The 13,343-nt window shown below is 73.1% G+C and carries 11 protein-coding genes; 6 read left to right on the top strand and 5 right to left on the bottom strand.

What is annotated here, in order from left to right; translation table 11 throughout:
* The 4 genes from ACZ7MY_RS27005 to ACZ7MY_RS26990 all read right to left on the bottom strand — a co-directional run.
* The coding region (locus ACZ7MY_RS27005; RefSeq protein ID WP_499605594.1) for an acyl-CoA dehydrogenase family protein at positions 1-584 on the bottom strand (584 nt) is incomplete at its 3' end.
* A gap of 127 nt (positions 585-711) precedes the next feature.
* On the bottom strand, positions 712-1,656 hold the full coding sequence (locus ACZ7MY_RS27000; RefSeq protein ID WP_499605593.1) for a patatin-like phospholipase family protein: 945 nt from the start codon (positions 1,654-1,656) through the stop codon (positions 712-714).
* Positions 1,653-2,465 (bottom strand): thioesterase family protein, encoded by an 813-nt coding sequence (locus ACZ7MY_RS26995; RefSeq protein WP_499605591.1) that lies wholly within the window; start codon positions 2,463-2,465, stop codon positions 1,653-1,655. The genes ACZ7MY_RS27000 and ACZ7MY_RS26995 overlap by 4 nt, the downstream gene beginning before the upstream one ends.
* Positions 2,466-2,709: 244 nt before the next feature.
* Positions 2,710-4,173: an aminotransferase-like domain-containing protein gene (locus tag ACZ7MY_RS26990; RefSeq protein ID WP_499605589.1), complete on the bottom strand. Its 1,464-nt coding sequence runs from the start codon at positions 4,171-4,173 to the stop codon at positions 2,710-2,712.
* Between the two features lie 153 nt (positions 4,174-4,326).
* Here ACZ7MY_RS26990 and ACZ7MY_RS26985 point away from each other — a divergent pair, with 153 nt between their 5' ends.
* From ACZ7MY_RS26985 to ACZ7MY_RS26970, 4 genes are all read left to right on the top strand, one after another.
* A complete protein-coding gene (locus ACZ7MY_RS26985; RefSeq protein WP_499605588.1) occupies positions 4,327-4,887 on the top strand; it encodes a GNAT family N-acetyltransferase in 561 nt (186 codons plus the stop codon).
* Between the two features lie 28 nt (positions 4,888-4,915).
* The gene (locus tag ACZ7MY_RS26980) at positions 4,916-5,725 is read left to right on the top strand and encodes a LuxR C-terminal-related transcriptional regulator (protein WP_499605586.1); all 810 of its coding nucleotides are present in this window, start codon (positions 4,916-4,918) and stop codon (positions 5,723-5,725) included.
* 151 nt (positions 5,726-5,876) lie between these two features.
* On the top strand, positions 5,877-6,818 hold the full coding sequence (locus ACZ7MY_RS26975; protein ID WP_499605585.1) for a PLP-dependent cysteine synthase family protein: 942 nt from the start codon (positions 5,877-5,879) through the stop codon (positions 6,816-6,818).
* Between the two features lie 64 nt (positions 6,819-6,882).
* Positions 6,883-7,848: a DMT family transporter gene (locus ACZ7MY_RS26970; protein WP_499605583.1), complete on the top strand. Its 966-nt coding sequence runs from the start codon at positions 6,883-6,885 to the stop codon at positions 7,846-7,848.
* 23 nt (positions 7,849-7,871) lie between these two features.
* Here ACZ7MY_RS26970 and ACZ7MY_RS26965 read toward each other — a convergent pair whose 3' ends face one another.
* Entirely contained in the window at positions 7,872-10,373 is a 2,502-nt protein-coding gene (locus ACZ7MY_RS26965; RefSeq protein WP_499605581.1) for a SpoIIE family protein phosphatase, read from the bottom strand.
* Between the two features lie 450 nt (positions 10,374-10,823).
* Between ACZ7MY_RS26965 and ACZ7MY_RS26960 the strand changes: the two genes are divergently transcribed.
* Entirely contained in the window at positions 10,824-12,263 is a 1,440-nt protein-coding gene (locus ACZ7MY_RS26960; protein ID WP_499605578.1) for a family 2B encapsulin nanocompartment shell protein, read from the top strand.
* A 16-nt stretch (positions 12,264-12,279) separates the two neighbouring features.
* Entirely contained in the window at positions 12,280-13,329 is a 1,050-nt protein-coding gene (locus ACZ7MY_RS26955) for a family 2 encapsulin nanocompartment cargo protein terpene cyclase (RefSeq protein ID WP_499605576.1), read from the top strand.
* Positions 13,330-13,343: the final 14 nt, after the last annotated feature.

Raw genomic sequence — 13,343 nt, 5'->3', positions numbered from 1 at the left:
CGCTTCACGCCCTCGATGTGCCAGGAGCCGTCCTCCTGCTCGACGGCCCTGGTGCGGCCGGCGCCCACGTCCGAGCCGGCGTCCGGCTCGGTGAGCACCATCGTCGAGCCCCACTGCCGCTCGACCGCGAGGGCCGCGATCCTCTTCTGGACCTCGTTGCCCTCCTCGAAGAGCACCATGGCGTACGCGGGGCCGGAGACGTACATCCAGACGGCGGGGTTGGCTCCCAGCACCAGTTCCGCGTACGCCCACATCAGGGAGCGGGGTGCGGGGGTGCCGCCGATCTGCTCGGGCAGGCCGAGGCGCCAGAATCCGGAGTCCATGAAGGCCCGGTGGCTGTCCTTGAAGGTGCCGGGCAGCGGTGCGCCGCCGGTGGCGGGGTCGAAGACCGGCGGGTTGCGGTCACCGTCCTCGAACGACGCTGCGAGCTCGTTCTCCGCGAGGCGCGCGACCTCGCCCAGGACGTCCTTGGCGGTCTCGACGTCCATCTCGGCGAACGGGCCGGTCCCGTAGACCCGTTCGCGGCCGAGCACCTCGAACAGGTTGAACTCGATGTCGCGGAGATTCGACTTGTAGTGGCCCATGGCGGGAGCTCCGTGTGTATCAGGGGCCCGGTGGACGGGCCCCGCGGTGGACATGTGCGGTACGGCGGGGTGTACGGGAGCGCGTCCGGGGGCGGCCGCGGCCGCGGCACGCTCGTGGCGCGTCGGCTCAGCCCGCTGCCACGGGCTCGTCGAGGCAGCCGGCCAGCGCGGCCAGTGCCGCCCGCCGGCCGGTGCCGACGGCTTCACGGAGAGGCCCCGGGCGTCGCTCGGTGTTGCCGATCGGCGCGCTGCCGAGCGGGGGACGGATCTGCAGGGTCGCGGGATGCGAGGCGAGGAGCCGTTCCTCCTCCGTCCTGATCGCCTCACGCTGCAGCCACGGCATGAGCGCTCCTGGCGCGCGCCTGGCGAACCAGCGTGACATCACCAGGCGTTGGCCGAGGGGCGGAGCGGACGGGGTCTCGTCCGCGCGGCGTGTGCGGAGGGCGACGATGTGGGTGGCCCGCTGCGCGAGCGCCGTCCGTACGGGGACCGCCTCGCTCACCCCGGCGTCGACGAAGGACCGCCCGCCGATCTCGACGGGTTCGCCCGCGAGCAGGGGCATTGCAGCGGACGCGCGGAGCGCCGCCTGCAGGCCGGCCTGGTCACGGATGTGCTCGTGCAGATCGGTGGGGCGGCCGGTGCGGGCGTCCGTCGCGATCGGGTGGAACTCGACGGTGCTGTCGAGGATCTCCTGGAACCCCATCGGCATGATCTCGGTGTACACGGTGTGGACCAGGAAGCGGGTGTCCACGACGGGCCGGAGGCGCAGGGCGCGCCGGGGATCGATGGTCGTCCTCATGATCGCCGGGGTCCACCAGGCGTGCATGGTGGACTCGGCCCGGCCGCACAGCAGCCACGCCGCGTTGAGCGCTCCGGCCGAACTGCCGTAGACGGCGTCGAACAGGGGTAGCAGCCCGAGTTGCTCGATGGCGATCGCCATGCCGCTGGAGTAGGCGCCGCGGGAACTGCCGCCTTCGACCAGGAGGACCAGGCGCGCGTCGTCGCGACGGCTCAGGGGGCTGCTCCCCTGTCGCCTGCGCTCCCGGAGCAGTCGCAGGACGGTCTCGGTCATCGGCTGACGCCTTCCAGGGGGCGGACGGTGAGGATCTGCTGGGCGTGGCCGACCGGACCGCCGGCGTCGTGGAGAACCGCACTGGTGAGGCCCTGCCCGGCGGGGCCGAAGCTGACGGTGGTGTCCAGGCCGGTCCAATCGCCCTCGGGGAGGCGGTGGAAGTGGAGGGTCATGTCCATGTTGGGGTACATCCACGTCGTGGGAGGCTGCTGGACGGCCATTCCGTTGACCACGTCCACCCGGGCGACGAAGGACGCGAGTGCGGTGCTCGGTTCGCCGGCGACGAGGCCCACGTGGCTGCCGACCCAGGCGGTGGCGCGGCCCGCCCGGCCCGAGGTCCTCCGGCGGACCTGGAGGGACCGGGCGTAACCGCAGTCCCACTGTTCGCTCATCGCCCAAGGGGCGAAGTCCTCGGGCGGTGCGAGGCGTTCGAAAGGGGTGTCGGCGACCGCGGCGGTGTCGAGTGCCGTGAGGAGCCAGGCGCGTGCCCGGACCACCGGGCGGCCCGCCACGGCGACGACTGCCTCCAGCAGTTCGACCGTGCGGTCGGGTCGGACGGACTCGACGGTGACCTCGCACTCGTCGAGCGCCAGGAAGCCGAGGATGTCGTAGCTGATCCGTGCCGGGACCAGGCCGTCGGCGGGCCGGGCGGCCCGATGGCGGTCCAGCGCGTGGACGACGAGTCCGGCGAGCGGGCCGAAGTGCTGCTCGCCCGGGTTCCAGGCGCCTTCCGCGTGGGGGGTAGGTCGGTAGCGGTGCTCGCCCGTGCGCCGGTAGTAGCTCTCACGCGGAGCGGTGGTCGGGGTCAACGGTGCTCTCCTCAGCCGTCGGGACCGGGGGCCGGGAAGCACAGCGGATGGCGTGGTTCATCGGCCGGCAGCGCCCGCGAGAACGACCGGATGGCCTGGGGAAGGGAAAACTACTCGCGGGTAACGCGTGCTTCATCAAGCATCGGTCAGCGAACCGCTACTGTCAAATATCAGATTTTCAGTAGCGCTATCGGAAATTCCGCGTAGCGATATGCCGGGCGCCGCGCTGCCGGCGCCCGTTCCGTCAGGCGCCGCCCACCGGGATGCCGGACTCGGCGCAGACGGTGGCGATGCGGTGGACGCCCTCCGAGATCTCGTCGGTGCCCGCGATGTCGGCGAAACTGAGCCGCAGGTACGGGGCCGGCGCCTCGGCGGCGAAGTACGGGCGGCCGGGGGAGACCGCCACGTCGGCACGCAGGAGCGCGGCGGTGAGGGCGGACTCGCCGGTGCCCTCGGGCAGCCGGAGCCACAGGTGGTAGCCGCCTGCCGGAGCGCGGACGGTGGCAGCGACGCCCGGCAGGTGACGGCGCAGCGCGGCGAGCATGGCCTCGCGGCGCTCTTGGAGGGCCGAGGCGATGGAGCGCACGTGACGCGGCCAGGCAGGGGTGCCGACGAGTTCGAGGGCGGCCTCCTGGAGCGGGCGCGGCACGAAGAAGCTGTCGACCAACTGGATGGCGCGCAGTCGCTCCATGACGGGGCCGCGGGCGACGAGCGCACCGACGCGAAGGTTCGGCGAGGCCGGCTTGGTCAGCGAGCTGACGTGCACCACGGCCCCGTAGGCGTCGTCGGCCACCAGGGGCGGCGGGAGCGGTCCGCCGTGGCCGAGCCGGCGCGCGAAGTCGTCCTCGATGACGAAGGCGCCCGCCGCGTGGGCGACTTCGGCGACGCGACGGCGCCGGTCGGGGGCGAGGACCGCGCCCGTGGGGTTGTGGAAGAGCGGCTGGCAGTAGAAGACGCGGGCACCGGTGGCCGCGAAGGCCTCCTCCAGGAGGTCGACGCGCACACCGTCGTCGTCGATGGGCACCGGCACGGGGCGCAGCCCCACGGCCCGCGCGGCGGACAGCAGGCCGGGGTAGGTGGGCGACTCCACGAGGACCGCGGAGCCCGGGGGAGCGAGGGCCTGCAGGGCGGTGGTCAGCGCGGCCTGGCCGCCTCCGGTGATGAGCACCTGCGACGGGATGACCCCGCCGTTGGGCCCGCCCACCTCGCGGGCGAACCAGGAGCGCAGCGCGGTCAGGCCCTCCAGGGGCGGGCGGTCCCACGCGCCGGGACGGCGGGCGGCGCGGGCGAAGGCCGCCCCCAGGGCCTGCTGGGGCTGGAGCGAGGAGTGCAGGTAGCCGCCGTTGAAGGCGATCACGCCCGGAGGTGGCGGCAGGAGGCCGGCCAGAACGCTCGAGGCGTCGACGGTCCGCGGAGCGGGCTCTCCGGGCGGCTGGTCCTCGGCCGTGAGCGCGATCTGCTGCCAGGACGTGTCGACGGTCCTGGTGTCGATGGCGCTGTGCTGCGCCCGGTAGGCGCCGGCCCCCGGCCGGGTGACGAGGAGCCCTTCGGCGGAGAGTGCGGCCAGCGCGCGCGAGACGGTGACCGGGCTGACCGCGAAGCGCTCGACGAGCGACCGGCTGGAGGGCAGCTTCTCCCCCGGGGAGTACCGCTCGAGTTCCTGCCGCAGGGTCGCCGCGATGTCTTCGGATCTACTACTCCTTTTCATGACAAAAAGGATAGTGCTTCCGATCTGTCGGCGCGTCCGGCGTCGCCGACCCGGCCGTCGCGTCATCGTCGCAAGCCGGCCCGCGGGCATCAACGCGGATACCCGCTTTCGCGGGTAGCGGCGGCGGCGCCCGCCGCCTCATAGTCCACGTCCATGGACGGGAACGATGCGCCGGAGCGGACGGATCGCGGGGAACCGGCGGGGCGGATCGCCGTACGCCGTGCCCGGCACCAAGACGACGGGCCGGTCGGAGAGTTCCTGGCCGGGCTGTCCCCGGACAGCCGTCGCCGGCGGTTCTTCGCGCCCCTGCGTCAGGTGAGCCCCGCCCTGGTCCGGCAGATGGTGACCGTCACATCCCGGCAGCTGGTACTGCTGGCCCTGGACGGAGACACCGTCGTCGGTCACGTGATGGCGGTCCGCACCGGCGAGCACACCGTCGACATCGGGGTCGTCGTCGCCGACGCCCAGCGCGGCCGGGGGATCGGCCGCCGGCTCGTGCGCGAAGTGGCCGCTGTCCTCGGCTCGTTCGGCTGCACGCAGGTGTGCTGCGACGTGCTCGGCGAGAACCGCGTGGTCCTGGCCTGGCTGCGGCGCCTCATGCCGGACCTGAGGCTCGAGCGCAGCGGCGCGACGGTGATCGTCCGCGGCAGCCTCCCCCGGCACGCCGTCGGACTGTCGGCCACCGCTACCATGGTGCATGAGGCAAACATGTAGCGCTACTGGCGCAATACGGTAGCGGTCGGTGGACGACTGCACTGAGACCCGGCGCGTGATCGACGCGCTGCTGCCCGCGCGACTGGAGCGCCTGTGGGAGGCGACCGGCGTGCCCGTCGTCCTCGGCGGCACGACCCGGCGCGACGCGCAGGGGTTGCACCTGGTCCTCGGTGCGCTCCTCGGCACGATGGGGGACTCGCCGCGCGGACTCGTCGTGCGGGCGGGCAGGGGGCTCGGCGGGAGCGTGCTGTGCCGCCGAGCCCCGCTCCGGGTCGACGACTACGTCACCAGCATGGCGATCACCCACGAGTACGACCGGGTCGTGCTGGCGGAGCGCCTGACATCCGTCCTCGCCGTACCCGTGCTGGTCAGGGGCGAGGTGAGAGGCGTCCTGTACGGCGCGGTGCGCGGTGGCGGGCCCCTCGGCGACCGGACGGTCCGCGCGGCCGTCGCCGAGGCCGAGCGGTTGCGGCGTGACGCCGAGCACCGGCTGGGCGGCGGGCCGGGGGCCGGCACCCCGCTCACCCGCGGGGCACTGGCGGAACTGGCCGCCGTCATCGGCGAGACGGACGATCCGGCGCTGCGTGCCAGACTGGTGCGCATCCAACGGGCCCTGCAAGGCCGCCCGGTGCCCCACGGGTCGCGCCCGGTGCTCTCGCCCCGGGAGGTCGACGTGCTCCGGTTGGTGGAGGTGGGCGCGAGCAACGTGGACATCGCGGCGCGACTCGGGCTCGGCCTGGAGACGGTCAAGGCGTACCTGCGGTCGGCGATGCGCAAACTGGCGGCGCGCAACCGTACGGCCGCGGCGCATCAGGCGCGACTGCACGGACTGCTGTGACGCGGGAGATTCTCTTGGAACGAGTAGCACCCGCACCTTGTTTGTGCCCTTTTCAACCCGTTTTCTCAAAGTGCTACAGTAGTTTATGAGAGATGAAAGTAGCGCTTCTCCTTCCCCCCGGATAACGCTCGCCGGTGCCGTGCTGCCGTCCGTGATCGATGCGATCGGCCGGACCCCGATGGTCGGACTGGACCGGCTCACCGCGGCCGCGGACGTGGACGGAGCGGTCCTGGCGAAGCTCGAGTACCTCAGCCCCGGCGGGTCGAAGAAGGACCGGGTGGCGAAGCACCTCATCGAGGACGCCGAGCGCCGCGGCCTGCTGCGTCCGGGTCAGCCCGTGGTGGAGGTCACCAGCGGGAACACGGGTGCGGGACTCGCCATCGCCTGTGCGGTCACCGGCCATCCCTTCGTGGCGGTCCTGTCGCGGGGCGGCTCCGCCGAGCGCGTGCGGATGATCGCGGCGCTGGGCGCCGAGACCGTGCTCGTGGACCAGCTTCCGGACTCCGTTCCCGGCCGGGTCACCGACGGTGACCTCCGGCTGGTCGAGGAGGAGGCGCAGCGGATCGCGGAGGAACTCGGCGCCTTCCGCCCCGACCAGTTCGAGAACCCGGGCAACGTGGACGCCCACTACCGCGGCACGGGACCCGAGATCTGGGACCAGACGAGCGGTGCGGTCGACGCCTTCGCCGACTTCGTGGGGACGGGGGGATGTCTCGCCGGCGTGACGCGCGCCCTCAAGGAACGCGATCCGGCCGTCAGATGCTTCGCCGTCGAACCCGAGGGCGCGGCGGTGCTCGCGGGGCAGGCGGCCACCCGGCCCCGCCACCCCGTCCAGGGCGGGGGCTTCTCCCGCCCCGACCTCACCCACCTGCGCGGTGTGCCCCTCGACGGACACGTCCAGGTCAGCGGCGACGAGGCACGCTCGACGTCCCGACTGCTCGCGACGCGCGAGGGCGTCTTCGCCGGCTTCTCCGCGGGTGCCAACGTCGCCGCCGCTCTGCGCCTGCTGCGCGGCGACCTGGCCGGCGCCACGATCGCCGTCGTCCTTCCCGACTCCGGCCTGAAGTACCTCTCCACGGACCTGTGGGAGTAGCGCCGACGCCCCCCGTTCCCGCCCTCTCCCCCTTCCCCGCCCCGACGACGAGTGGACTGTCACCGTGACCGACCGACCCGCCGACGGGCGGCGCACCGACGCCGTCCCGTACGTGTACCTGCTGACCACCATGGCCTTCTTCGGGAGCGCGTTCACCAGTTCCAAGGTCGTGGTCGGGCAGATGCCGCACGAGGTGGCCGCGGCCCTGCGCTTCGGTGGCGGCGCCGTCGTCCTGCTGCTGCTGCTCTGCCTGCGTCCCGGCTCGATCTCGTTCTCCTGGAGGGAGGCGACCCGGGCGGGCCTGGTCGGCCTGGTCGGCGTCTTCGCCTACAACTTCCTCTTCTTCTGGGGCCTTTCGCTCGCTCCGGCCATCGACGGCAGCGTCATCGTGCCCGTGTTGAGTCCCGTACTGACCACGCTCGCCCTCCTGCTGACGCGACGGGAGAAGGCGTCCGCCGTCCGGGCGGTGGGTCTTGGGCTCGGCCTCGCCGGAGCGGTCGTCTTCCTCGGCGGAATCGCCGGCTCCGGGCCCGGTCTGACGGGCTCGCGCCTGCTGGGTGATCTCGTCTTCGTGCTCGGTGCCGGCTGCTGGGCGGTCTACAGCATCGCGTCGAAGACGGTCCTGAGCGGCATGCAGCCGCTGCGGGCGACGACGTACGCCACGGGTGCCGGGGCCCTGGCCCTGACGGTGGTGGCGATCCCGTCATGGGGGCACACGCGGTGGGGCTCGCTGACGACGGGCACCTGGGCCAACGTCGTCTTCCTCGCCGTGGGCCCGACCGCGGTCGCCTACCTCCTCTACCACCGGGGCCTGCGGTCGGTGAGCCCGGTCACCGCGACGGTCACCATGTTCGCGGTGCCCGTCTTCGGCACGATCTCGTCCGTGGTCTTCCTCGGGGAGTCCTTCACGGCGGTCCAGGTCGCGGGCGCACTCGTCACCGTCGTCGGCGCGACGCTCGCGGTCGTCGGGGGCCGGCCGGCGGGAGGGAAGGGCCGTGATCCGTCGTCCGTCACCACCGTCCGCGGGTGACCGCAAGGGCGGGCGCCTGTGCGTCAGCTGTTCTGGGGGCGCCCCCGCTCGGCCCGTTCCGGGGACCGTGGGGCGGGGATGGCGGGCAGGTCCACTTCGGCCCAGACCGCCTTGCCGCCGCCCGGGAGCGGGCGGGAGCCCCAGCGGCGGGAGAGCTGGGTGACCAGGTAGAGGCCGCGGCCGGTCTCGTCCATGGGGTGCGCGCGGCGCACGCGCGGAGCGGCGTTGTCGGTGTCGAACACCTCGCAGGTCAGGGACTGGTGCCGGATCAGGCGCAGTTCGATGGGACCGGTGCCGTGGCGGAGGGCGTTGGTGACCAGTTCGCTGACGATGAGCGTCGTCCGGTCCTGGACGCCCTGCAGTCCCCAGGAGGCCAGCTGGTGGGCCGCCAGGTTCCTGGCCCGGCGGACCACGGTCCCGTCGACGGGCAGCGTCCAGGAGGCGACCCGGTCCGCGCCGAGCGAACGGGTACGGACCAGGAGCAGGGAGACGTCGTCGTCCCCGGACCGGCCGCGGCGGCTCTCCGCCACGAGGGCGCAGAGGTCGTCCAGGGACCGGCCGGGCTGGGTGAGCACGGTGCCCAGGCGGCGCATCCCCTCCTCGATGTCGTGGTCCCGGTGCTCGATGAGGCCGTCGGTGTACAGCGCGAGGAGGCTGCCCTCGGGCAGTTCGATCTCCACCGACTCGAAGGGGTCACCCAGCCCGATGCCCAGCGGGGCCCCGGTGGGCAGGTCGGGGAAGCTCACCCGGCCCTGCGGGTCGACGACGGCGGGCGGGGGATGACCGGCGCCCGCCATGGTGCAGCGGCGGGTGGCCGGATCGTAGGCGGCGTAGAGGCAGGTCGCGCCCATGCCCGCCGGGGTGTCGTGCTCGTCGCCGTCGGCCAGGCGCTGGAGCGTGTCGTCGAGGCGGGTCAGCAACTCGTCGGGGGGAAGCTCCATGTCGGCGAGGGTGTGGACGGCGGTACGGAGCCTGCCCATGGTCACGGCGGCGTGGAGGCCGTGCCCGACGACGTCCCCCACGACGAGGGCGACCCGGCCGCCGGACAGCGGGATCACGTCGAACCAGTCGCCGCCGACGCAGTGGTCGACGTCGGCCGGCAGGTAGAGCGAAGCCGTCTCGACGGCCGCGCCGCCCTGCAACTGGCGCGGGAGCAGGGTGCGTTGCAGCGTGAGGGCCGCGGTGTGCTCGCGGGTGTAGCGACGGGCGTGGTCCAGCGACCGGGCGGCGCGGGCGACGAGTTCCTCGGCGAGCAGCAGGTCGACCTTCTGGAAGGGCGCGGGGTCGGCGGTGCGGACGAACAGCGCGGTCCCCAGCAGCATGCGCCGCGCGCGGATCGGCACGACCATGACGGAGTGCGCGCCACTGCGGCCGAGCCGGCGCGCCAGCTCGGGGGTCGCGCCGGCCCACGCGCTGAGCGTGACGTCGAACGCCGGCTCCAGACGGGACGTGCCGGTGCGCAGGACCTCGTGCAGGGGCGAGCCCGGAGGTACCCCGATCGGTTCACCGCGCAGCCACGGTGACTCCGGGACCCCGGGGCGGATCGAGGCCACGCCCGCACGACGGAAGCCGGGAGGACGCGCGCCCATCGTGCCGATGCGGACCGGGGGCCCCTCGCCGAACGAGACCGACTGCTCCAGGTCCACGGCGACGTAGTCGGCCAGCAGGGGCAGGGCGAGGTCGGCCAGCTCCTGGCCGGCCTGCATCACGTCCAGCGTGCTGCCGAGGCGGGCACCGGCCTCGCCGAGGGCGGCCAGGCGCTCGTGCGCCCGCCGGCTCTCGCAGACGTCGGTGCTGATCACGCACACACCCAGAGCCCGGCCGTCGGCGCCCTGGAGGCACTGGAACGACACCGCGAACGGGTGCTCCGGGCCGGGATCCGCAGGGAAGCGCATGCGGTACTCGTGGACCTTGACGGTGCCGCTCTGCAGCACCTGCCGCATCAGCCCCTCGATGGCCTCGGACTCGGCGTCGGACCGCTCGTCGGCGAAGCGCGTTCCCAGGCGCCGGTCGTGGGGGAGGCCGTCGTGGCGTTCCATCGCGTCGTTCGCGTAGACGCACCGCAACTGCGGGTCGCGGATGACGACGCCGATCGGCGCGCGGGTCAGCAGCGGTCCCCGCACGGATCCGCCGGTCGGGTCCGAGGCCGGCGCGCCCGCGTTGACCAGGGACACCAGCCAGTGGGGCGCTCCGTCCCGCCCCCGCACCGCCGAGATCCGCACGGTCGCGCCGACCGTGTGGCCGTCCCGGTGCCGTACCGCCGTCGTGCCCGACCAGCCGTCGCGGGCCCGGCACCGCTCCACGAAGGCCGACATGGTGGACGGCGCCCCGAAGTGCGGCAGTACGAGGGCGGCGGACCGGCCGACCGCCTCCGCGGCGGAGAACCCGGAGAGCTGCCGGGCGGCCTGGGTCCATCCGAGCACCGTCGCCCCCTCGTCGAGCAGGGCGAACGCCGTGTCGGAGACCTCGGACGTGTTCAGTTGTCGGCCGAGCGTCACCGCGTCGGAGCTGCATGTGGTCGCCAAGTCGATGTCCCGGTTGGTGTGGATGCGGGGGGCGGCACGAGGACGAGGCCGCACTTCCCTTTGTCCGGTGTTGACCGGATGAGGGGCGATTCTGTGACAGTCCGCCGCCGAGGGGAGCCGGCCGGGCCCGCGCCCCCGCGCCGGGTGCGCCGTCCGGGAGGCCGCGCGCCCCCGCGCCGGGTGCCCCGGGTGGCGGTTTTCCGGTGCCACACCTCGGAGGGCGGCACGTCACACGGCTCACGGAAGCTGTCCGGCGGCGCAGGAGCACACTGCCGATCACTCCTGCCCCCGACGGCAGGTTTACCACCCCGGGGGCGCTGATCCGCCCCGTTCGCGCCGTACCTCGCGCCCTCCCCGGGCTGCTTGAGTGGATCACAGGGTCACCGCCGTCACGTCCTCACCGACCGCCGCGGTCGCCTCCGTCCGTTGACCAGCCCTGCTGGAGGGAATGTGTCCACACTGGACAGCGCCACCGGTCCCGCCGTCGAAGAACCCGCCACCGACCCCACGGCCGAGCAGCTCACCAGCCTGAGCACCCGCGCGGCACGCCAGCTCGCCACGACCACCAAGTCCGAACCGCAGATGCAGGCCATCACCTCGCGGTGGCTGCTGAAGGCCCTGCCGTGGGTGGACGTCAAGGGCGGCACGTACCGGGTCAACCGGCGTCTGCAACTGCGCACGAACCGCGGCCGCGTGCACTTCGAGCACAACGGGAGCGACGACATCCGCGTCATCCCGCAGTCGCTCACCGAGCTGCCGGTCCTGCGCGGCTACGGCGACACGGACGTCCTGCGGGAGATCGCCGGCCACTTCCGGCCCCAGGAGGTACGTGCCGGGCAGGTGCTCTTCGAGGCCGGCCAGCCCGTGACGGAGGTGTACCTGGTCGTCCACGGCAGGTTCACCCGCTACACCAGCGGCAAGTACGGCGACGAGGGGATCATCGGGGTCGTCACGGACGGCGACCAGCTCGGCGACGAGGCCGTGGGGCAGTCCGACCCGCTGTGGTCGGCCTCGGTGCGGGCCGAGACGGCCGGGGTGGTCCTGGCGATGCCCTGGGCCGCCGTCGAGGACCTCACCGAACGGGCGCCCTCCCTCGGCGCGCACCTGCGGTCCTACGTCGACCGGCAGCACCGGCCGATGAACCGCAAGGGCGAGGCCGACGTCCCGGTCCAGGCCGGCCATGTCGGCGAGCCGACGCTGGCGGGCGGCTTCGTGGACTACGACCTCGCGCCGCGCGAGTACCAGCTGTCCCTCACCCAGAGCGTGCTGCGGCTGCACAGCCGGGTCGCCGACCTCTACAACGACCCGATGGACCAGACCGAGCAGCAGCTGCGCCTGACCGTCGAGGAGATCCGCGAACGGCAGGAGTGGGAGCTGGTCAACAACCGGGAGTTCGGCCTGCTGCACAACGTCGACTACGGCCAGCGGGTCAGCACCTTCGCCGGCCCGCCCGTCCCGGACGACATGGACGAGCTGCTGTCGATGCGGCGCAAGACGAAGGTCTTCCTCGCCCACCCGAAGGCGATCGCGGCCTTCTTCCGGCAGTGCAACCGGCGCGGTCTGATGCCCGGCACCGCGACCCTCGACGGCCACGAGGTGCCGGCGTGGCGCGGCGTCCCGATCCTGCCCTGCGGCAAGATCCCGATCCGCGACGACCAGACCACCAGCATCATCGCCCTGCGCACCGGCGAGGCCGACCAGGGCGTCGTCGGCCTCTACCAGACCGGCATCCCGGAGGAGCACCAGCCCGGCCTGAACGTCAGGTTCATGGGCGTCGACTCCGCCGCGATCATCAGCTACCTCGTCACCGCCTACTACTCGCTGGCCATCCTGGTGCCCGACGCGGCAGGGATCCTGGAGAACGTCCAGGTCGGCCGGCTCCCCGAATGACGGCCTGGAGCAGCCCGTGACCACACGACCCACCACCTTCACCCTGCCCGGACCCCCGAGCGTCGCCCGCGGCGCGGGAGCGCGGCGGCACGGCCCGATCCCCGGACTGCTGTACCGGCCCGCGGTGCCCGCCGACCCGGAGAAGGTCCAGGAGGTCGACCTGCGCGTGGAGGCCTGGGCCCGCGCCAACGACCTCTTCCCGGCGGCCTGGCGGGGCGACTTCGCCGGCTTCCAGTTCGGCCGTGCCGTCGTGCTCCAGCACCCGGGGGCCGCCGACCTGGAACGCCTCACCGCCGCCGGCAAGCTGCTGCTCGCCGAGAACATCGTCGACTCCTGCTACTGCGAGGAGGACGAGGGCCGCGGGGCAGCGCGCAAGGGCCTGGGCGGACGCCTGGTCATCGCTCAGTCGGCCCTTGACCCGTACCACGGCACCCCCGCGCTGGAGGAGGAGTGGCGGCGCGGCGTCCAGGCGGACGGCCCGCTGCGCTCGTACCACCTCGCGCTGCGGGACTTCGCCGTCCTGGCCTCACCGAGCCAGACCGACCGGTTCGTGCACGACGTCGCCCGGCTGCACCTGGGCTACCTGGCCGAGGCCGCGTGGGCGGAGACCCGCCACGTGCCGCAGGTCTGGGAGTACCTCGTGATGCGGCAGTTCAACAACTTCCGGCCCTGCCTGTCCATCGTGGACGCCGTGGACGGCTACGAACTGCCCGAGCAGGCGTACGCCCGCCCCGAGATCCAGCGGATCACGGCCCTCGCCTGCAACGCCACGACCATCGTCAACGACCTGTACTCCTTCACCAAGGAACTGGCCGGCGACCCGGCGCACCTCAACCTCCCGCAGGTCGTCGCCGCCAACGAGGGGTGCGGCCTAAAGGAGGCCTACCTCCGGTCGGTCGGGATCCACAACACGATCATGGCGGCCTTCGAGGAGGAGTCGGCCCTGCTCTCGGCCACCTCGCCCCTCGTGGAGCGCTACGCCCGGGGGCTCGCCGCCTGGGTGTCCGGCAACCACGAGTGGCACGCCACCAACAGCCACCGCTACCACCTGCCCGACTACTGGTGACCGACGCCCGTCAA

This window comes from Streptomyces sp. NPDC111520 (assembly GCF_055635295.1).
The sequence above is the reverse complement of the archived record's forward strand: the minus strand, read 5'-3'. Positions and strand labels throughout refer to the sequence as shown.